This is a genomic window from Kitasatospora sp. CB02891 (assembly GCF_002803145.1).
GTDB classification, from domain to species: Bacteria; Actinomycetota; Actinomycetes; order Streptomycetales; family Streptomycetaceae; genus Kitasatospora; species Kitasatospora griseola.
Map to the genome: position 1 here is coordinate 488,943 of NZ_NNBO01000002.1, position 20,006 is coordinate 508,948.

The 20,006-nt window shown below is 74.6% G+C and carries 17 protein-coding genes; 13 read left to right on the forward strand and 4 right to left on the reverse strand.

Annotated elements, in window-relative coordinates; all coding sequences use genetic code 11:
• Positions 1 to 56: 56 nt before the first annotated feature.
• The 5 genes from CG736_RS07620 to CG736_RS07640 all read left to right on the forward strand — a co-directional run bounded on the left by CG736_RS07620 (position 57) and on the right by CG736_RS07640 (position 6,092).
• Positions 57 to 674: a CGNR zinc finger domain-containing protein gene (locus CG736_RS07620; protein WP_100585390.1), complete on the forward strand. Its 618-nt coding sequence runs from the start codon at positions 57 to 59 to the stop codon at positions 672 to 674.
• 30 nt (positions 675 to 704) lie between these two features.
• A complete protein-coding gene (locus CG736_RS07625; RefSeq protein WP_100585623.1) occupies positions 705 to 2,174 on the forward strand; it encodes an SDR family oxidoreductase in 1,470 nt (489 codons plus the stop codon).
• A 145-nt stretch (positions 2,175 to 2,319) separates the two neighbouring features.
• Positions 2,320 to 4,539, forward strand: a complete 2,220-nt coding sequence (locus CG736_RS07630) for an NADP-dependent isocitrate dehydrogenase (RefSeq protein ID WP_100585391.1) — start codon at positions 2,320 to 2,322, stop codon at positions 4,537 to 4,539.
• A gap of 104 nt (positions 4,540 to 4,643) precedes the next feature.
• Positions 4,644 to 5,114 (forward strand): NUDIX domain-containing protein, encoded by a 471-nt coding sequence (locus CG736_RS07635; RefSeq protein ID WP_100585392.1) that lies wholly within the window; start codon positions 4,644 to 4,646, stop codon positions 5,112 to 5,114.
• A gap of 57 nt (positions 5,115 to 5,171) precedes the next feature.
• Positions 5,172 to 6,092, forward strand: coding sequence for a CehA/McbA family metallohydrolase (locus tag CG736_RS07640; RefSeq protein ID WP_100585393.1), 921 nt, complete (start codon positions 5,172 to 5,174; stop codon positions 6,090 to 6,092).
• A 35-nt stretch (positions 6,093 to 6,127) separates the two neighbouring features.
• Here CG736_RS07640 and CG736_RS07645 read toward each other — a convergent pair whose 3' ends face one another.
• On the reverse strand, positions 6,128 to 7,720 hold the full coding sequence (locus CG736_RS07645; protein WP_369879987.1) for a TROVE domain-containing protein: 1,593 nt from the start codon (positions 7,718 to 7,720) through the stop codon (positions 6,128 to 6,130).
• Positions 7,721 to 8,178: 458 nt separating this feature from the next.
• Here CG736_RS07645 and CG736_RS07650 point away from each other — a divergent pair, with 458 nt between their 5' ends.
• The 4 genes from CG736_RS07650 to CG736_RS07665 all read left to right on the forward strand — a co-directional run bounded on the left by CG736_RS07650 (position 8,179) and on the right by CG736_RS07665 (position 14,194).
• Positions 8,179 to 9,519: an NAD(P)/FAD-dependent oxidoreductase gene (locus CG736_RS07650; protein ID WP_100585395.1), complete on the forward strand. Its 1,341-nt coding sequence runs from the start codon at positions 8,179 to 8,181 to the stop codon at positions 9,517 to 9,519.
• 124 nt (positions 9,520 to 9,643) lie between these two features.
• The gene (locus CG736_RS07655; protein WP_100585396.1) at positions 9,644 to 10,303 is read left to right on the forward strand and encodes a zinc ribbon domain-containing protein; all 660 of its coding nucleotides are present in this window, start codon (positions 9,644 to 9,646) and stop codon (positions 10,301 to 10,303) included.
• Between the two features lie 127 nt (positions 10,304 to 10,430).
• Entirely contained in the window at positions 10,431 to 10,787 is a 357-nt protein-coding gene (locus tag CG736_RS07660; RefSeq protein WP_232733860.1) for a hypothetical protein, read from the forward strand.
• 11 nt (positions 10,788 to 10,798) lie between these two features.
• On the forward strand, positions 10,799 to 14,194 hold the full coding sequence (locus CG736_RS07665) for a hypothetical protein (RefSeq protein WP_100585397.1): 3,396 nt from the start codon (positions 10,799 to 10,801) through the stop codon (positions 14,192 to 14,194).
• Positions 14,195 to 14,197: 3 nt separating this feature from the next.
• Here CG736_RS07665 and CG736_RS07670 read toward each other — a convergent pair whose 3' ends face one another.
• A complete protein-coding gene (locus tag CG736_RS07670) occupies positions 14,198 to 14,449 on the reverse strand; it encodes a hypothetical protein (protein WP_232733861.1) in 252 nt (83 codons plus the stop codon).
• A gap of 157 nt (positions 14,450 to 14,606) precedes the next feature.
• On the opposite strand from CG736_RS07670, the gene CG736_RS07675 reads away from it, so the two are divergent.
• From CG736_RS07675 to CG736_RS07685, 3 genes are read left to right on the forward strand one after another with little or no spacing between them, the layout of a single operon-like run.
• Positions 14,607 to 15,251, forward strand: a complete 645-nt coding sequence (locus CG736_RS07675) for a metalloregulator ArsR/SmtB family transcription factor (protein WP_100585398.1) — start codon at positions 14,607 to 14,609, stop codon at positions 15,249 to 15,251.
• Positions 15,252 to 15,283: 32 nt separating this feature from the next.
• Positions 15,284 to 15,790, forward strand: coding sequence for a DUF3291 domain-containing protein (locus CG736_RS07680; protein WP_100585399.1), 507 nt, complete (start codon positions 15,284 to 15,286; stop codon positions 15,788 to 15,790).
• Complete coding sequence (locus CG736_RS07685) at positions 15,787 to 16,179, forward strand: hypothetical protein (protein WP_100585400.1); 393 nt, start codon at positions 15,787 to 15,789, stop codon at positions 16,177 to 16,179. Before CG736_RS07680 ends, CG736_RS07685 begins: the two co-directional genes overlap by 4 nt.
• A gap of 28 nt (positions 16,180 to 16,207) precedes the next feature.
• Here CG736_RS07685 and CG736_RS07690 read toward each other — a convergent pair whose 3' ends face one another.
• Together CG736_RS07690 and CG736_RS07695 are read right to left on the reverse strand one after the other, a co-directional pair.
• The gene (locus tag CG736_RS07690) at positions 16,208 to 17,512 is read right to left on the reverse strand and encodes an amidohydrolase (protein ID WP_100585401.1); all 1,305 of its coding nucleotides are present in this window, start codon (positions 17,510 to 17,512) and stop codon (positions 16,208 to 16,210) included.
• Positions 17,509 to 18,822: an MFS transporter gene (locus CG736_RS07695; protein WP_100585402.1), complete on the reverse strand. Its 1,314-nt coding sequence runs from the start codon at positions 18,820 to 18,822 to the stop codon at positions 17,509 to 17,511. Before CG736_RS07695 ends, CG736_RS07690 begins: the two co-directional genes overlap by 4 nt.
• 115 nt (positions 18,823 to 18,937) lie before the next feature.
• Between CG736_RS07695 and CG736_RS07700 the strand changes: the two genes are divergently transcribed.
• The gene (locus tag CG736_RS07700) at positions 18,938 to 20,002 is read left to right on the forward strand and encodes an Lrp/AsnC family transcriptional regulator (RefSeq protein ID WP_100585403.1); all 1,065 of its coding nucleotides are present in this window, start codon (positions 18,938 to 18,940) and stop codon (positions 20,000 to 20,002) included.
• Positions 20,003 to 20,006: the final 4 nt, after the last annotated feature.

A 20,006-nucleotide genomic window follows, 5' to 3' on the forward strand; every position in this document is an offset into this window, starting at 1 on the left:
GAAAGAACACCTGATCACCTGCCGGACGCTACGTCGGTAACGGAAAACTCGACAAGATGCGTTACATTGCCGACGTGCCGACCACACCCGCCGCCACCGACCCGCCGCTGCGACCGTCCGTCCTCACCTCGGCCCGGCGCGCCGCCGCCGTGATCAACGCCTTCGCCGGAGAGCCGGCCCCCGCCGACCTCGCCGCGATCCTGCGCGCCCACGGCGAACCCGACCCCGTCGATCTCACCGCCGGCGACGTGGACGCCCTGCGCACCGCCGCCGCCCTCCTGCGGGAGGTGTTCGTCGCGCCCGACACCGACGGCGCGGCCGCCGTCCTCAACCGCCTGCTGCGCGAACGCACCGGCCCGCTGCGGCTCACCACCCACGGCGGCGCCACCGGCTGGCACCCCCACCTCGACCACGACGACGACGCCCCGTGGGACGACTGGCTGATCGCCTCGTCCTGCCTGGCCCTCGCCGTCCTGGTGTGGGAACGCGGCCGTCCGCCCGGCGGGAGCTGCGCCGCGTCCCGCTGCGGGAACGTGTACCTCGCCCAGGGCAGCGGCATCGAGCGCCGCTACTGCTCCCGCCGCTGCGCCACCCGCGAACGCGTCGCCGCCCACCGCCGCGCCCGGACCGCCGGGCCCCGCGCTGGCCGGGACGGCGATGATCGGCTGAACTGACCGGGGCGGAGCGAGGAGGCGGTGGTGGCGGTGCGGTGTCTGGTGACGGGGGCGACGGGGTATCTCGGGGGGCGGCTGGTGCCCGAGCTGTTGGCGGCCGGGCACGAGGTGCGGTGTCTGGTGCGGGAGCCGGCGCGGCTGCGGGACCATCCGTGGCGGGGGGCGGTGGAGGTCGTCGCGGGGGACGTCACCCGGGGCGAGACGCTCGACGGGCCGTTCGACGGGGTGGACGTCGCGTACTACCTGGTGCACTCGCTCGGCACGGGGCCGGACTTCGAGGCGGTGGACCGGGAAGCGGCCCGCGCGTTCGGGCGGGCCGCCGCGCGGGCGGGGGTCCGGCGGATCGTCTACCTGGGCGGGCTGGTGCCCCGTGACGTGCCGGAGGGGCAGCTGTCGCCGCACCTGCGGTCCCGGGTCGCCACCGGACGGGCGCTGCGCGAGGGCGGGGTGGCCGTCACCGAGTTGCGGGCGGCGGTGGTGATCGGCTCCGGGTCGGCCTCGTTCGAGATGCTGCGGCACCTCACCGAGCGGCTGCCGGTGATGGTCACGCCGCGCTGGGTGGACACCCGGATCCAGCCGATCGCGGTGCGTGACGTGCTGCGGTACCTGGTCGGCGCGGCCGGCCTGCCGGCCGGCCCGGACACCGGCCGGGTGTTCGACATCGGCGGGCCGGAAGTGCTGACGTACCGGGCGATGATGCAGCGCTACGCTCGCGCGGCGGGTCTGCGGCGCCGGCTGATCCTCGCGGTGCCGGTGCTCAGCCCGGGCCTGTCCTCGCAGTGGGTCGGCCTGGTGACGCCCGTCCCCGGCGGGCTGGCCCGGCCGCTGGTGGAGTCGCTGCGGTACGAGGTGGTGTGCGCCGAGCACGACCTGGCCCGGTGGATCCCCGACCCGCCCGGCGGCGCGATCGGCTTCGACCGGGCCGTCGCCCTCGCGCTGCGCCGGATCCGCGACGACGAGGTCGCCACCCGCTGGTCCTCTGCCGCGCTGCCGGGCGCGCCCAGCGACCCGCTGCCCACCGACCCCGACTGGGCCGGCGGGAGCCTGTACCAGGACGTCCGGGAGCGGCACGTGGACGCCGACCCGCAGGCGCTCTGGCAGGTGGTGGAGGGCATCGGCGGCGAGCACGGCTGGTACTCGTTCCCGCTCGCCTGGTGGGTGCGCGGCGCGCTCGACCGGCTGGCCGGCGGCGTCGGGCTGCGGCGCGGCCGGCGCTCGCCGGGGCGGCTGCGGGTCGGCGACTCGCTGGACTTCTGGCGGGTCGAGGAGATCGAACCCGGCCGGCTGCTGCGGCTGCGCGCCGAGATGCGGCTGCCCGGCCTGGCCTGGCTGGAGCTCACCGTCACCCCCGAGGGCGCCGGCGCGCACTACCGCCAGCGCGCCCTGTTCCACCCGCACGGCCTGGCCGGCCAGGCCTACTGGTGGTCGGTCGCGCCGTTCCACGCGGTCGTCTTCGGCGGGATGGCCCGCAACATCGCCGCCCGGGCGGAGCGCCGTTGACCGCAGGCGGGCGCCGGTGAACGGGCTCCGGAGCGGGCCGGTGGGGCCGGTCGGCGCGACGCGTACGGGGGGTTGGTTGCGGAGATGCCCCCGAGTCGAGATATCTTGACGTCAAGACGTTGCAGACGTGGAAGCTGGAGCTACGGTGACTGACTCGACCATCATCTACACCCACACGGACGAGGCCCCCGCCCTCGCCACGTACTCCTTCCTGCCGGTTGTCCAGGCCTACGCCGCCACCGCAGGTGTGAGCGTGGAGACCCGTGACATTTCGCTGGCCGGTCGGATCATCGCCGTCTTCCCGGAGTACCTCCAGGAGGACCAGCGCATCGCGGACGCCCTCGCCGAGCTGGGCGAGCTGGCCAAGACCCCCGGCGCGAACATCATCAAGCTGCCGAACATCTCGGCCTCCGTCCCGCAGCTGAAGGCCGCCGTCGCGGAGCTGCAGGCCCAGGGCTACGCGCTGCCGGAGTACCCGGACGAGCCGAAGACCGACGAGGAGCGCGACGTCCGCGCCCGCTACGACAAGGTCAAGGGCTCCGCCGTCAACCCGGTGCTGCGCGAGGGCAACTCCGACCGCCGCGCCCCGCTGTCGGTGAAGAACTACGCCAAGACCCACCCGCACCGCATGGGCGCCTGGTCGGCCGACTCGAAGACCAATGTCGCCACCATGGGCGTCAACGACTTCGCCTCCACCGAGAAGTCCGCCGTGATCGGCGCCGACGGCGCGCTGCGCATCGAGCTGGTCGCCGAGGACGGCGCCGTCACCGTGCTGCGCGAGAAGGTCCCGGTGCTGGCCGGCGAGGTCGTCGACGCGTCCGTGATGCGCGCCGCCGCGCTGAACGAGTTCCTGGCCGCGCAGGTCGCCCGCGCCAAGGCCGAGGGCGTGCTGTTCTCGGTGCACCTCAAGGCCACCATGATGAAGGTCTCCGACCCGATCCTGTTCGGCCACGTGGTCCGCGCCTTCTTCCCGAAGACCTTCGCCGCGTTCGGCGCCGACCTGGCCGCCGCCGGTCTGAACCCGAACAACGGCCTCGGCGGCATCCTGGCCGGCCTGGACAAGCTCGCCAACGGCGCCGAGATCAAGGCCTCCTTCGACGCCGAGATCGCCGACGGCCCGGCCCTCGCCATGGTCGACTCCGACAAGGGCATCACCAACCTGCACGTCCCCAGCGACGTCATCGTGGACGCCTCGATGCCGGCCATGATCCGCACCTCCGGCCACATGTGGGGCCCGGACGGCCAGGAGGCCGACACCCTCGCCGTTCTGCCGGACAGCTCCTACGCGGGCGTCTACCAGGCCGTCATCGACGACTGCCGCGCCCACGGCGCGCTGAACCCGGCCACCATCGGCTCGGTCCCGAACGTCGGCCTGATGGCCCAGGCCGCCGAGGAGTACGGCAGCCACGACAAGACCTTCGAGATCGGCGCCGCCGGCACCGTCCGCCTGGTCGACGCCAACGGCGAGACCGTGCTGGAGCAGGCCGTCCAGCCGGGCGACATCTTCCGCGCCTGCCAGACCAAGGACCTGCCGATCCAGGACTGGGTCAAGCTGGCCGTCACCCGCGCCCGCGCCACCGGCGACCCGGCCGTGTTCTGGCTGGACTCGAACCGCGCCCACGACGCCGTGCTGATCGAGAAGGTCAACAAGTACCTCCCCGAGCACGACACCGAGGGCCTGACCATCCAGATCCTCTCCCCGGTCGAGGCCACCAAGCTCTCCCTGGAGCGCATCCGCCGCGGCGAGAACACCATCTCGGTCACCGGCAACGTGCTGCGCGACTACCTGACCGACCTGTTCCCGATCCTGGAGCTGGGCACCAGCGCCAAGATGCTGTCGGTCGTCCCGCTGATGGCGGGCGGCGGCCTGTTCGAGACCGGCGCCGGCGGCTCCGCCCCGAAGCACGTGCAGCAGCTGGTCAAGGAGAACTACCTGCGCTGGGACTCGCTCGGCGAGTTCTTCGCGCTGGCCGCCTCCTTCGAGCACCTGGCCACCACCACCGGCAACGCCAGCGCCAAGGTCCTCGCCGACACCCTGGACCGCGCCACCGGCACCTTCCTCAACGAGGACAAGTCGCCGTCGCGCCGCCTGGGCGGCATCGACAACCGCGGCAGCCACTTCTACCTGTCCCTGTACTGGGCCCAGGAGCTGGCCGCCCAGACCGAGGACGCCGCGCTCGCCGCCGCGTTCGCGCCGCTCGCGCGGGCCCTCGCCGAGCAGGAGCAGGCCATCGTCGAGGAGCTGATCGCCGTCCAGGGTCAGCCCGCCGAGCTCGGTGGCTACTACCAGCCGGACCCGGCCAAGGCCGCCGCCGTGATGCGCCCGTCGAAGACCTTCAACGACGCGCTCGCCACGCTGGCCTGACGCCCCGTCAGATTCTGACACCGGCGCGCCGCCGTCGGCCCCTTCGCGGGGTCGGCGGCGGCGCGCCGCGTCGGTGCGCCCGTCCGGTCGCGTAGGGTGCGGGCATGGCGACCCCGAAGTTCATCCTCGACCTGCGCGAGCACATCGGACACGCTCCGCTGTGGCTGTCCGGCGTCACCGCGGTGATCGTGGAAGAGGGCAGGATCCTGCTCAACCGCCGCTCCGACAGCGGGCGTTGGGCGCTGCTGCACGGCATCGTGGAACCCGGCGAGCAGCCCGCCGGCGCGGTGGTGCGGGAAGTCCTGGAGGAGACCGGCGTCACCGTCCGCCCCGAGCGGATCACCAGCGTGCACACCCTCCCCGCCTCGGTCTGCGCCAACGGCGACCAGGTCCAGTTCCTCAACGTCGCCTTCCGCTGCCGCTTCCTCGCCGGCACCGCCCACGTCAACGACGACGAATCCCTCGCCGTGGACTGGTTCCCGCTGGACGCCCTGCCGCCGCTCTCCGCGAACGACGCCTTCCTACTGGAGAAGGCCCTCGCCGACAGCCCCGCCCCGTGGTTCTCCCCGGGCTGAGCCGGACACGGAACTCCCCGGCCGTGCAGCGCCGTTGACGAGACGGGGAGGCCGACGATGGGCGACTGGTACCGGGGCGACTGCCACGTGCACTCGGTGCACTCGGACGGGGAGCTCACCCCCGCCGAACTCGCCGCGGCGGCCCGCGCCGCCGGGCTGGACTTCCTGGCCGTCACCGAGCACAACCGCGCTGCGCGGGCCGGGACTTGGGACCGGCTCGGCGGCGAGGACCTGCTGATCCTGCTCGGTCAGGAAGTCACCACCCGCACCGGCCACTGGCTGGCGCTCGGCCTGCGTCCGGGCCAACTCGTCGACTGGCGGCACCGGGTGGGCGAGCCGACCTTCCGCCGGGCCCTGCGCGAAGTGCGGGCCGCGGGCGGCCTGAGCGTCGCCGCGCACCCCCACGCGCCGTACCCCGGCGGGGACTTGATGTTCCCGCTGGAGGCGTTCGACGCGGTCGAGGTGTGGAACGGCGCATGGGCCTCCGACCGGCCGTGGAACGCCGACAACGCCGCCGCGCACGCCGAATGGGGCCGCCGCCTGGCCGCCGGAGTGCGCGCCGGCCACTGGCAGCCTGCCCTGGGCAACAGCGACACCCATCTGGTCGGCCGGCTCGGCACCCCGCAGACCGTGGTGTTCGCCGAGGGGCTCAGCGCCCCGGCGATCCTCGCGGCAATGCGCGCGGGGCGCAGTTGGATCGCCGAATCCGCCGCCGTGCACCTGGAGTTCACCGCCGAGGCGGACGGCCGCGAGGCCGGTGTCGGCGAGCACCTGGCCACCGGGGGCCGTCCCGTCGAGCTGCGCCTGGCGCTGGCCGGCGTCCCCGACCCGCAGGTGCGCGTCCACACCGAGCGCGGGAAGGCCCCGTGGGAGGCGGGCGGGCGCATTTCGGCCGCCGAGACCTGCTTCGTCCGGGTGGAGGTCCGGCACCCGGACGGGCGGATGGCGGCGCTGACCAACCCGATCCTGCTGTCCTGACGGGGGAGAGCACCTCGTCGTCCCGGGGCGGTCGATCAGTCGGCGGTCGGCGACTCCCACGGCCACCGGTCGAGGCCGCCGGCCTCCAGCAGCGGCACCAGGCGGAAGGCGGCGTCGGAGAGGCCGCCGAAGAGGTGGCGGTGCGGCCCGGTAGGGGCGTGGCCGAGTCGGTAGCCGCCCAGGTTCCATGTGTAGACCGGGACTTCGGGTGGCACGGGGGCGAACGGGTCGGCCGCGCCGGAGTAGTGCGGCTGCTCGTCGGTGATCACCACCACCCGGTCGTGGCCCTGGTAGCGCCGGGCCACCGCGCCCGCCGTGTCGGTGCCGCCCAGGTCGTGGAAGCGGTCCACGGTGCGCAGCAGCGAGCCGTCCGGCGCCGGCGGCACGTTGCGGCTGCCGGTGCCGAACTCGATCAGGTCGGCCTGTTCGGCGCGCAGCGCGAGCGCGCTGCCGAACACCGCCGCCGCGTCGGCCCTGGTGAGCGAGGTGCGGCTTTCGGGGGCGAAGAACATCGACCCGGAGCGGTCCACCAGGACCAGCGTCCGGCCGGGCAGCGCCGGGACGTTGGCCAGCGAGTGGCCGAGCGCGGCCTCCAGCGCGTCCGCCCAGTGCGCGGAGCGGGCCGCGCGGTGGGCGGCCAGGAAGCGGAACGGGAACTGGCGGGAGCGGGCCACCCCGGCCGGGTCGGAGATCCGTGCGGCGACCTCGGCCACGGCCCGGTCGTCGATGCCGGCCTCGTCGAAGTTGCGCAGGTTGCGCACCAGGGCCATCGGGCCCATGGACGGGATGACCGCCTCCCACGCCGCCGCGTCCATCGGCCCCTGCAGCCAGCCCGCCAGCGCCTCCCAGGTCATTCCGGCGGCAGCGAGCATCCCGGCGGCGTCCGGGCCGTCCAGCAGGGCGCCGCGTTCCGCGACCGGCACGGCGAGCAGGCGGTGATGGGCCGTCAGCATCGGCTCGGAGGCGGGCGGGAGGGCGCGCCGCGGGCGGTGGCGGCGGTCCAGGGCGTAGCGGAACAGCTCGCCCTGCCAGGGCCGGTCGGCGGCTGGGGAGGGGTGGGTGAGCTCCAGCACGTCGCCGAAGCGGAACGCGTGCGAGGGGGTGTCGTACTTGAGCAGGGCCCGGCCGGTGTACAGGCGGCGCACCGCGTCGCCGAGCCCGCGGCGGACCGGCTGGGGCAGCCGGCGGCCGTACCGGGCCGTCCAGAGAGCGAGGAACTCGCCCGGCTCGTCCGGGCGTTGGAGCACCGCGTCGACGGCCTGCCGGGAGTGGCCGGGGGCCTTCGCCTCCGCTCTGGCCCGGGCGAACTCGACCGCGCCGGCCACCGCGGCGGACCGGATGTGGGCCTCGGTGCGCAGCCAGCGCAGCAGGCCCAGTGTCCACTCCGGATCCTCCAGGGCGAAGCGGCGCACCAGCGACGTGAAGCGGGCCTCACGGCTGTCGGCGCTCTCGTAGAAGGTCTGCTGGCCGGAGAAGTGCGTCACGGCGAGCACGAACAGCTCCGACCGGGGCTCACGTTCCCATCCGGGCCCGCCCTGGTGGTTGACCAGCGGGAGGCCGAGCTGCGGCACCGGCGACCGGACCGGCGCCGGTGCGGCCCGCGGGGCGACCGGCCACTGCCCGTGCATCACCAGCGCCCCGCTGGCCCCGCCTGCGAACAACTCCGGTGTCTCGGTGCGGATTTCCGCCCTGGTCTCGGCCTTGCTGCGCTGACGGTTGAAACGGGCCATGCAGAAGTCCCCCAGGCGGGTCGGTCGAATGAGTGGCGGCCGGAAAACACGGCAGGCCGAGGAAACGCCCCCCGTGATCGAAGCGGGTGCCGGTGCGTCATAGTCAGGAAGTAACCGGAAGACCCAGCGCATCGGGAGGCGTCCGGGAGACACCGTAGGCGGCGCTCGTGGCACTGTCATCCGAATTAATCGCGCAGCCGATTCGCGGTCGGCCCCCGGGGCGCGGCGCCCGCCGGGCGGGCGCGCCCCGCCGGGCGGCAGCGGTGGGCAGGGTCGGCAGTGGTCGGCGGGGGCGGCTTCGGCCGGGTGTGCGCGGCCCGGTGACGGTGCGCGTCGTGTCGCCTACTGTACGGGGCATGAGTCCTGCGGGGAGGGCGGTCGGGGACCGCGGCACGGCGGTGGTGATCGGCGGTGGACCGGCGGGGTGCCTGGCCGCGTGGGCGCTGCGCGGTGTCGCACGTCGGGTGGTGGTGCTGGAGAGCGACCGCTACCCGGACGGCGTGGACTTCCGGGTCGGCGTGCCGCAGGCCCGGCACGGGACCCTGCTGCTGGAGGCCGGGCACCGCACCATCGACGAGCTGATGCCGGGCGCCCGGGCCGAACTGCTCGCCGCCGGAGCCCAGCTGGTGCCCGTCCCCGGCGGGTTGCGGTGGCTCACCTCGGCGGGCCGACTCGCCTCCCACGACAGCGAGTTGGCGATGCTCAGCTGCAGCCGTCCGCTGCTCGACCGGGTGGTGCTGGACCGGGTCCGCAGCGAGCCGACGATCGAGATCCTGGAGGGCACCGAGGCGGTCGGCCTGCTCGGCGGCCGACGGGCCGTCACCGGCGTGCAGCTGCGCGAGCGCGGCCCGGACGGCGCGCCCGTCACCGAACTCTCCGCCGAGCTGGTGATCGACGCGTCCGGTCGCGGCACCCGCTCCGGGCGCTGGCTGATCGGGCTCGGCTTTCCCCCCACCCCCGCCGAGCGGATCGACGCGGGCGTCTCCTACGCCAGCCGCTTCTACCACCGCCCGCCCGGCCGCGAGGACCAGCCCGCCCTGTACGTGCAGTGCCGGGCCCCCGAACACGGCCGGTTCGGCGTGCTGCTGCCCGTCGAGGGCAACCGCTGGCTGGTCGGCGTCGGCGGCATGCGCGGGTTCGAACCGTCCATCCAGCCCGAGGAGTTCGAGAAGCAGCTCGGCGAACTCCGCGACCCCGCCATCGCCGAGGCCGTCGCCGACGCCCGACCCGTCGGCCCCGCCCGCGGGTTCGTCGCCGGTCCCAGCGTCCGACGGCACCACGAACGCACCGACCCGGCCGGCTTCCTCGCCCTCGGCGACGCCGCCTGCACCTTCAACCCGGTCTACGGGCAGGGCATCACCGTCGCCGCGCTGGGCGCCCGCGCCCTGCGCGAAGCCGCCCGCCGGCACGGCGGACTCGGGCCCGCCACCGTCCGCGAGGCCCGCCGGGCGATCGCCGCCACCACCAGGAACTCCTGGCTGATGGCCGGCAGCGAGGACGTCCGCTTCGCCGGCACCACCGGCGGCCCGCGCGGCCCCGTCGCCCGGCTCCAGCACCGCTTCCTCGACCGCGTCCTCGCCCGCGCCACCACCGACGCCGCCGTGTCCGCCGCGTTCCACCGCGTCACCGCGATGGTGGAACCGCCGAGCACGCTGTTCCGTCCCTCCGTGCTGGGACCTGTCCTGTTCGGCCGCTGACCTTTCCTCAAGAGATTTCCCGCAGGCCGAGGTTCGGACCGGCACCCCGGTTCCGGCTCCGCACACCCGTGTGGCAGCCTGTGCGTCGAAACTGTGAAAGATGTATAAGGGTGGGGCGGCGGCCATGAGTGAGATCTACTTCAGCAACAACTACCGCGACCTGAGCGAGCAGCACGGCACCGGCGCGGGATTCCAGTTCGAGTTCTCCTGCTCGCGCTGCTACGACACCTGGCGCTCGCCGTTCGAGCCGTTCCGCACCGGGCAGGCCGCGAGCTGGATCAACAAGGGCGTCAGCGCCGCGTGGAGCCTGCTCGGCGGCAGCGCCTCCAGCGGCCTCACCAACGCCGCCGACGGCCTGGCCGGCGCCAGCTGGGGCAGCGGCCGCGACACCGCCTTCCAGCGTGCCATCGGCGAAGCCCAGCAGCACTTCAACCGCTGCGCCCGCTGCACCCAGTACGTCTGCGGGCGCTGCTGGAACGCCGCCCAGGGCCTGTGCCTGGGCTGCGCCCCCGACACCGCCGCCGAAGCCGTCGCCGCCCAGCAGCGCGGCCTCAACGACGCCGTCACCCAGAACGCCTACGAGCACGGCCAGTCCCAGGCCCAGCACTTCGACGTCACCGCCCCGCGCCAACTCGTCTGCCCCCAGTGCAGCGCCGACACCCACGGCACCCCGTTCTGCCCCTCCTGCGGCTTCCGCCTCGCCCAGCCCCCGCAGTGCACCTCCTGCCACGCGGACGTCCCCGCCGGCTCGGCGTTCTGCCCCGGCTGCGGCACCAGGCGCTGACGCTGACGCTGAGGCCTGCGAGCGGCGCCGGGCGGTGCGCGGGGCGAGCGCACCGTCCGGTTTTGCGTGCGCAGGCGGGTGTCTGCTGAAGTATGGGCACCAGTCGACGGATGTGGGGGAGCTCGTCGTGCAGCGGACCGTGATCGTGGTGACCGGGGGCGCGGTGGCCCTGTTCGCCGGAGTGCTGTCGTTCCTGACCTGGGACCAGGCCAACAAGGTGTCCGGCGTGGTCTCCGGCCTGGTCGCGATCGCGGCCCTCGGCGCGGCCGTCGCCGCGCTGGTCCCCGCCCGCGGGTCACGGCCCGGCGCGATCGAGGTCGCCAACACCGGTGCGGCAATCGCCACGGGCAGCGGAAGCATCGCCAACACCGGTCACCAGGGCGACGGCTCCGCCCCGGCGGCGGGGCAGGTCCGCGTGACGGGCACCGGGGAGGCCCGGGCCGAGGACGGCGGCGTGGCCAACTCCGGCCACCGGCAGGGCTGATCGGTCGCGCCGTGAGCGGGGCGACGGTACGCGGGAGCGGCACGGCGAGCGCCCGGACGGGCGGCTACGCCAACAGCGGCGTCCACCTCGGCGACGTTCACCTCGGCGCCGGCCGGTCGATCGCCGTCTCCGGCTACCTGCACCAGGTGCGGGCCCTCGCCGCGGGCGCATTCGTCGGCCGGGAACAGGAGTTGGCGCAGCTGCGCAGGTTCTGTGCGGAGCCCGGACCCGGTGGGTACTGGCGGTGGCTCGCGCCCGCCTGGGCGGGGAAGTCGGCGCTGCTGGCCGAGTTCGTGCTGCACCCGCCGGACGCGGTCGACGTGGCGGCGTTCTTCATCACCTCCCGGCTGGCCGGCCAGGCCGACGTCGCCGCCTTCTGCGAGGTGGTGCAGCGTCAGCTGTACGCCCTGCTGGGGGAGGAGGAACCCCTCAGCACGCCGCACAGCCGGGACGAGCAGTTCCGCCTCGCGCTGGACCGCGCCGCCGAACACTGCGCCCGGCGCGGCCGCCGCCTGGCCCTGGTGATCGACGGCCTGGACGAGGACCGCGGCGTCCGTCCCGGCCCCGACTGCCACAGCATCGCCGCCCTCCTCCCGCACACCCCGCCGCACGGCCTGTGCCTCGTCCTGGCGGGCCGCCCGCACCCGCCCGTGCCCGGCGACGTGCCGTCCGGGCATCCGTTGCGGACGACGGACATCGACCATCCGCTGGAGCTGTCGGAGGCTGCACAGGCGATCCGCTGGGAGGCGGAGGAGGACCTGCTGCGCCTCCGGGAAGCGGGCGGCCTGGGCTGGGAGCTGGTCGGGCTCACCGTCGCCGCCGGTGGTGGTCTGAGTGCGCACGACCTGGCCGAACTGGTGGACCGGCCACGGCGGTTGGTGGAGCGCGAGCTGTCGGCCGTGCACGGCCGCAGCTTCCAGTGGCGGGCCGGCCAGTGGGACGCCGCCGGCCCCGGGGTCTACCTGTTGGCGCACGAGGAGATCCGGCGCAGCGCCGAGGAGTTGCTGGACCGCCGGGAGCTCGCCGAGCACCGGACGCGGCTCCACCGGTGGGCGGAGAGCCACCGTGCGGCGGGTTGGCCGGCCGGAACGCCCGAGTACCTGCTGCGCGGCTACGGCCGCCTGCTGGGCGAACTCGGCGAGGACAAACGGCTGGTGGAGCTGGTCGCCGACCGGGCGCGCCAGCACCGGCTCTGGGAGGTCACCGGCTCCGACTTCGACGCGCTCGGCGAACTCGGCTCGACCGCAGGCCAGCTGGTGGCCCGAGCCGGCCGAAGCGGCGAGGTGTCGGTGGAGCGGGCGCTGCGGCTCGCGGTGTCCCGGGACGGGCTGCACGACCTCACCTCCCGGATGCCGACCGAACTCGTCGCCTGCTGGGCGACGTTGGGCCACCCGGACCGGGCGATCAACCTGGCGCTGTCGCACCGGGACCCGTACGACCGGATCGTCTCGCTGACCGAGGTCGCCCGGGTGCTGGCGAAGGACGGCGAGCTGTCGCGGGCGAAGGCGATCGCGGACGGGCTGGACGCCGCGATCGACCGCGACAAGTGCCGGGAGGGGGTGGTGCGCGGGCTCGTCGACGCGCGGCGGTTCGGGGAGGCGTGGCAGCTGGGTCGGAGCCTGGCCGATGCCGGGCGCCGGGCGGGTGCGCTGACCGCGCTGCTCGGCGCGATGGCGGCCGACCGCGTCGCGGCGGAGCACCCGGAGTTCGCCGGGGCCGTCGCGCACGACGCGTTGCTGGCCGCCGCCGGACTCGAGAGCGGTCTGCGGCAGCTGGAGCTGCTGGCCGCACAGGCCGCCGCGCGGGATCTGCTCGGCGACCGGGGACGGGCGGAGGAACTGCTGCTCCTGGCGGAGGACATCGCCGACGCCGAGTCGGACGACAGTGTGCGGGCGGTGTGGTTCGCGGAGATCGTCGGACGGGCGGCGGGCGGCGGCGGAGTTCGGGAGCCGCTGCGAAGGTGCCGGCAGGCGGCGGTGAGGGCGGTCGGGCGGCTGGACCCCGCCGAACTGGAGTGGTCGCTGCCGGACATCGTCGAAGACCTGGCCCGGGGCGGTTTCCACCAGGACGCGCGGGCGCTGGTGGAGCGATCGGAGCTTGCGGGGGAGGACCGGGCGTACGCGCTCGCGCGGATCGCGGCGGGGCGGGCCCGGGCCGGTGACGTCGACGGGGCGGTGGCGGCGCTCGACGGGATCACGGAGCCCGAGAACAGGTGGACGGTCCGGTACGCGGTCGCACGGAGACTGCTGAGGGACGGCCGGGCCGAGGAGGCCGCCGCTGTCGTGCTGGAGCACGACACCGTCCTGGCGGCGCAGTCGGCCGCCGATCATGCGGGGGCCCTGCTGCGGGTCCGGACGGCCGACGTGCTGTGGCAGGCCGGTCGCGGTCGGGAGGCGTCGGAGGTGCTGAGCGCCGCGGCGGCCATCGCGCGGCGCGGTGCGGTGGCCGTCTCGAACAGCCGGACCCTCGGAGAGGCGGCGGCGACGCTGGGCCGACTGGGCCACCGCGACAGCGCGATCCGGCTGGTCCGCCATCTCCAGCGTCAGGAGGGCTATCTGGCCGACCACTTCGGCGGAACGCTCGACCGGCTCGGGGTGGCACTGGGCCTGCACGCGGCCGGGCTCGGGGACGAGGCCAGAAGCCTCCTGCTGGCCGAGGCGGAGCGCGGTCGGCGGATGGAACACCCGGCGGAGCGCGGCGATTCGCTGGCGCAGGTGGCGCGAACGTTCGGCGCGATCGGCGACCGCGACTCGGCGGGGCGGATCGCGGACGAACTGCTGGCGGGGGTGGCGGCGGAGCGCAGCCCGACCCGGTTGGTGTGGCTGCGGAACGCGGCGGCGCAGGCCTGCCTGGCGGCCGGGCGGTTGGAGCCGTGCCTGGAGCTGGTCAAGAGCTTCGACAACGACTGGGACGCGGCCGTGCTGCTCCACCTGGTGGTGGAGTCGCTGGTGGACCAGGGCGAACTGGACTCCGCCGAGGCGTTGGTGGCCGACGTGCACTACGAGGTGGAGTGGAACAACAGCGTCGCCGCGATGGTCCGGGGCGCCGCCGCCGCAGGGGACGTCGCCCGCGCGGAACGGTGGCGGACCGAACTGGAGGCGTCGCCGCTGGAGGAGCGCACCGCCCCGCACCTGGCGGCCTGCCTGGCCGACGACGACCAGTGGCCGGCCGCCAGGGAGCTCGCCGACGGGCTCAAGGACCCCGCCTCCCGGGGCCGGGCGCTCGCGATGCTCGGGGCCCGGCGCGGGCCGGGCCCCGCGGGCCGGCTGCTGCTGGCCGAGGCGCTGGCGCTGACCCCGTGGGACGAGGTGGTCGAGGAGTTCGCCCGGGTCGCCCCCGAGCTCGTCCCGCTGCTGGTGGACCTGGTGCTGGACGCCGAGGAGCCGGCGCCGCCGGCGGCCGACTGACCGTCAGGTCCCGATGCTGGGCAGCAGCAGGATGCGGTCCGGGTCGTACGGGCACCACACCGGCTCCGCGCCGATGAGGCGCAGGCGGCACCAGGGGGTGCCGTCGGGGGCCTGCCACCAGGCGTTGATGCGCCCGAGCGTCCAGGTGCCGGTTGCGGTGTCGTCGAGGCGGACCTCGACGGGCTGGTAGGCGGGGCGGACTTCGGGTTCCGGCGGGGACCAGGTGGGGTCGGTCTGCAGCTGCGGAGGGAGCACTGCGGCCTCCTTCGAGTCCGATCGGTGGAGATCACTCTACAGAGGTGTAGATAGTGGTGGCGGGGAATCCCCGAGCATGGCGCAACGTCGCCGTGCGGGCAGCGGGTTCGCGCCACCGGGCTCTTTCGGGTACGACCGTTGGTCATAAACTCGGCGGATGACTGCTGAGGACGACTCGTACACGGTGCTGGGCGCGCTTGCGGACCCGGTGCGCCGGCGGCTGTACCGGCAGGTGGCCGGGGCGCCGGAGGAGGTGGGGCGGGACGCGGCGGCGGAGGCGGCCGGGGTCTCCCGGTCGCTGGCGGCGTTCCACCTGGACAAGTTGGTGGAGGCCGGGCTGCTGGCGGTCTCCTACCGGCGACTGTCCGGTCGGACCGGGCCGGGTGCGGGGCGGCCGGCGAAGCTGTACCGGCGGGCGGAGGGGGAGTTCGCGGTGTCCGTCCCGCCGCGCTCGTACGACACGGCGGGCCGGCTGCTCGCCGAGACGGTGGAGCGGGCCGGGCTGGACCGGGAGTTGCAGGCGGCCGCGAAGGCCGCGGGCGCGGCGGACCCGGAGGGCGCCGGTTCGGGGGCGGACCTGGAGGAGGTGCTGCGGGCGCGCGGGTACGCGCCGTTCTGGGACGGCGAGGTGCTGCGCCTGCGGAACTGCCCGTTCCACGCGCTGGCGGAGGAGTTCCCCGGGCTGGTGTGCGGGATGAACCTGGCGCTGCTGGACGGCCTGGCGGGGGAGGAGTGGTCGCCCGCGATGGACGCGTGCGCGGGCGGGTGCTGCGTGGCGCTCTCTAAAAACAAAAATCATTGACGCTAGAACATCGGCCGGGCCATGCTTGGCCCATGACCGGTTTTCACCTCGCCCAGATCAACGTCGGCCGCCTCGTCGCCCCGCCCGGCGACCCGCGGGTCGCCGAATTCGTCGGCCAGCTCGGCGAGATGAACGCGCTCGCCGAGCGCAGCCCCGGTTTCGTCTGGCGGATGGTGGACGACCCGGACGCGGCGGCGGTGGCCGCCTTCCCCGAGGTGGCCGACGCGCGGTTCCAGATCAACTGCTCGGTGTGGGAGTCGGTCGAGGCGCTCTGGGAGTACGCGTACCGCAGCGACCACCTGCGGGCGCTGAGCCGCCGCCGGGAGTGGTTCGAGCGCCCGGACGGCCCGCACCAGGCCCTGTGGTGGGTGCCGGCCGGCCACCGCCCGGGCCTGCCCGAGGCGATGGGCCGGATCGCCCGGATCCGCGACCTGGGCACCGGCCCGGACGCGTTCACCTTCCGCGACCGCCACCCGGCGCCCGTCGCCGTCCGAAGCGGCCGCGAGCGTCACTCGGCACCGCTACGGTCCCGGGGGTGAGGACCTGGACGGAGCCGCCCGCCAAGACCGACGTCGAGGCGGAAGTCCGCCGCTACTTCGGCCTGCTCCGAGCCGGGAGGATCCCGGAGGCCGAGCAACTCGTCGAGCACCCGCCGGTCCGGCACGTGCTCAAGTCGCTCCGGGCCGCTTCGGTCGGAGCGGGCCCCGATGCGGACGGCGCGGGTGGCGGTCCCGCTGACGGCGAGTGGGAACAGGACCTGTCGTGGCTGGGCGAACTCGAACTCGCCGGCTTCCACTGGGGGCCCGCCGGCAGCCACTTCTACGTCGAGGTCGCCCACCGCGCGCGCACGCTCGAAGTGGCACTGGGCTTCTGGGTCAAGCCCGTTGACGCCGGCTGGGTCGTCGGGGGACCGTCCACCCTCTGGTAGGACGCGCCCGTGCCCCGCCGGGGAGCGGTCAGCTCCCGGTCGGGCGGGGGAGCCAGTGCGCGGCGGCGGCCAGGAGAGCTGTGACGCCGACCCGGATGGTGGGGTCGGGGAGCGGGGCGTAGTGCGGCGAGTGGTTGGTGGGGACGGAGTCGGGCAGGCCGTTGGCCACCAGGTCCTCGGGGCTGATGCCCTGGAAGAGGGCGTGGTCGGTGCCGCCGAAGTGCCACAGCACGGAGGGGACGCCGAGAGCGGTCCCGAAGGCGCCGAAGTCCTCGCTGCCGGTGATGGGCTGGGGAAGGACGACCACGCGGTCCCGGCCCAGGGCGCCGCCGAGGGCGGTGACCACGGTGGCGGTGGCGTGCGGGTCGTTGAGGGTCACGGGGAAGGAGGGCAGGGCGGTGATCTCCGGGTCCCTCGGGGCGTTGGACGCCGCCGCCTCGGCGCGGATGATGCGCTGGACCGCCCCGACGACCCGGTCGCGCACCGCGGGGGTGGTGCTGCGGACGTTGATCAGCAGTTCCGCGGTGTCGGGGATGATGTTCTCCTTCGTGCCGGCGTGGATCGCGCCGACGGTCACCACCGCGGTCTCGGTGCCGGCGACCTCGCGTGAGACGACCGTCTGAAGGCGCACGACGATCGCGGCGGCCATCACGACCGGGTCCACGGTCAGCTGCGGGGCGGCGCCGTGGCCGCCCCGCCCGTGGAGGAGGACCCGGAAGCTGTCGGAGGCGGACATGATCGGTCCCGGGCGGGTGGCGACCATGCCGACGGGAGCCGGCAGGACGTGCTGGGCGAGGCACACGTCGGCCCGCGGGAAGCGGTCGAGGAAGCCGTCCTCGATCATGGCGGCCGCTCCGCCGCCGACCTCCTCGGCGGGCTGGAAGACCGCGACGACGGTGCCGCTCCAGTGCTCCGGGCGGGCCGCGAGCTGTGCGGTGGCGCCGAGCAGGCAGGTGACGTGCATGTCGTGGCCGCAGGCGTGCATGACCGGGACCTCGTTGCCGTCGCCGTCGACGCCCTTGGCGGTCGAGGCGTACGGCAGGCCGGTCTTCTCCTCGACGGGAAGGGCGTCCATGTCGGCGCGCAGCAGGACCACCGGGCCCTCGCCGTTGGCGAGGACGCCGACCACGCCGGTGCCGCCGACGTGCTCGGTCACCTGCCAGCCCTGTTCGCGCAGCCGCCCGGCGACGATGCCCGCGGTGCGGATCTCCTGGAAGGACAGTTCGGGATGGGCGTGCAGGTCCTCGTACAGGGCCCGCAGCGCGGGGACGCGTTCGGCGACGCCGGTGAACAGATCGGCGGCGGTGGCGATGGCGGCGGAGTCGGTGGTCATGACTGCTCCGAGTCGGTGGTCGGGCGGATGCGGGCGGACGCGCCGAACGCGGCGCGGAAGGAGGCGGAGTCCTGCGGGGTGAGGACGGCCATAAGCGCGGCGACGAGCGCGCCGACGACGAGGGAGGCGAACGCGACCTCGAACGAGAAGGCGTCGGTGATCACGCCCATGACGGGCGGGACCACCATGCTGGCCACCTGCCCGCCGAGGACGATCACGGCGCTTCCCACGCCGACGTAGGCGGGCGGCAGGCCGCTCAGCGGCGCCGCGAGGATCGGCATGTAGGCCAGGGAGGCGGCGATGACGACGACCGTGGCGAAGACCACGAAACCGACGGGCGAGGAGGAGAAGGCCATCGCGGGCAGCGCGAGCGCGGCGACGGCCATGCTCGGCACGATCAGCTTGCGGTGGTGACCGCCCAGCCGGTCGGAGAGCCGCCCCCCGATGATCGTCGCGGCGGCACTCGCGACGGCCGGCGCGATCATCAGCACGCCGACCGTGGCGAGCGGGACGCCGAGCTCGGTCCTGAGGTACGACGGGGCCCAGGTGAGGAGTCCGCCCAGGACGACGTTGAGGCCGAACAGCATCGCCGCGAAACGCCAGAGCACGCCGATCCGCAGGACGTGCCGCATGCCGTGCCGCTCCTCCGCCGCTCCGGGCCCGCCGCGGTGCAGCGGAGCCGGCAGCCAGGCCCGGATCGCCAGGACGACGAACACGCCGAGCGCGGCGGCCGAGAAGAACGCCGAGCGCCAGCCGAAGACGGCGGCGAGCGGGGCGACGGCGAGCGGAGCGGCGATGGCGGCGACGGCGTTGGAGCTCATGATCAGACCGTTGGCGCCCATGCGCTGCTCGGAAGCAGTCCGTTCGACCAGCACCTTCATCGAGGCCGGCGGGAAGACGCCCTCGGCCGCGCCGAACAGGAAGCGCACGGCCAGCAGGGCGGCGAAGGACCAGGCGAAGCCGGTCAGCGCGGTGAACAGGGACCAGGCGAGCAGGGCCCAGGTGATGACCCGGCGGGCGCCGAAGCGGTCGGTGAGCACGCCGCCCGGGATCTGCGCCAGGGCGTAGGCGAGGAAGAACGCCGAGACGATCAGGCCCTGCTGCCCGTGCGTCAGGTGGAACTCCTCGCCGACCGAGGGCAGGACGAAGTTGATGACCAGCCGGTCCGCGTAGTCGATCAGCCAGGCGGTGAAGAGCAGGACGACCGTGGTCCTGACGGCACGTTCGGCCGCGGCGGACCGGCCGGCCGGGGCGGCCGGGTCGACGGCAGCGGGATCCGTGTCCGAGGGCGGCACAGCGGGAGCAGACATGGAACTCCTGTCACCAGTGGCCGCAGCAGGATTTCGGCCGGGAAGTGCACCTAAGATCCGGCTCGCGGGCGCACAGCCCGCCGAATTGCAGGAAAACTACGGGGAAGAGTCGACCATGCAGGATTCCGGCGCTCCGGCCCACGGCATCGGGGCCGACGTGCAGTTCACCGAGCAGGACCTCGCGCTCGTCGACGCCCTGCAGTCGGCGCCGCGGGCTCCGTGGTCGGCCGTCGGGCGGGCCCTGGGCATCGACGCGACGACGGCCGCCCGCCGCTGGGAGCGGCTGACGGCCGGTGGGCTCGCCTGGGTGACCGCCTACGACTCGGCCAGGAACGGCGCCGTGGGCTTCGTCGAGGTGAGCAGCGAACCGGGTGCCCACCAGGCCGTGAGCGCGCAGGCGTGCGCGCTGCCCTGGGTGTTCAGCGTCGACGAGACGTCGGGCGAGTTCGATCTCCTGCTGTCCGTGGGCGCCTTCCGCCCGGCCGATCTCGGCCGGGCCGTGCACCGCGCCGTCGGCGGCCTGTCGGGCGTGCGGGCGATGCGGATGCAGCTGGGCGTCACCCTGTTCGGCGAGGGCGGCGACTGGCGCATCCGGGCCATGGAACCGGCCGGCCGCGCCGGACTCGGCGCCCCCGGCGTGCCGAGCCGTACGCCGTACGCCGTCCGCGCCGGCACCCGGGGGGCGGCGCCGGACGAGGCGATCCTGACGGCGCTGAGCGGCGACGGCCGGCTCGGCTACGCGGCGCTCGCCGCCGCGACCGGGCTGAGCGAGCACGTGGCCCGCCGCGGGGTGCAGCGGATGCTCCGGGACGGCGACCTGAGGCTGCGCTGCGACTTCGCCCACCCCCTCGCCGGTCTGCGGACGACGGCCGTGTACCGGATGGCGTCCCCGCACCGCCTCCTCGCGCAGGCCGGGCAGGGCCTGACCCGGCTGAGCCCGGTCCGGCTGTGCGCCTCGGTCACCGGCCCGCACAACCTCCTCGTCCAGGTGCTGCTGCACAGCCTCTCCGACATCGACCAGTTCGAGGCGCAACTCGCCGCCTCCTTCCCGGGGTTGGAGATCAAGGACCGCACGATCGTGCTGCACACCCCGAAGCGGATGGGCTGGCTCCTCGACGACCACGGCCGCGCCGTCGGCCGGGTGCCGCTGACTCCGCCCACGGACCGCCCCGCCCCGTGACCGA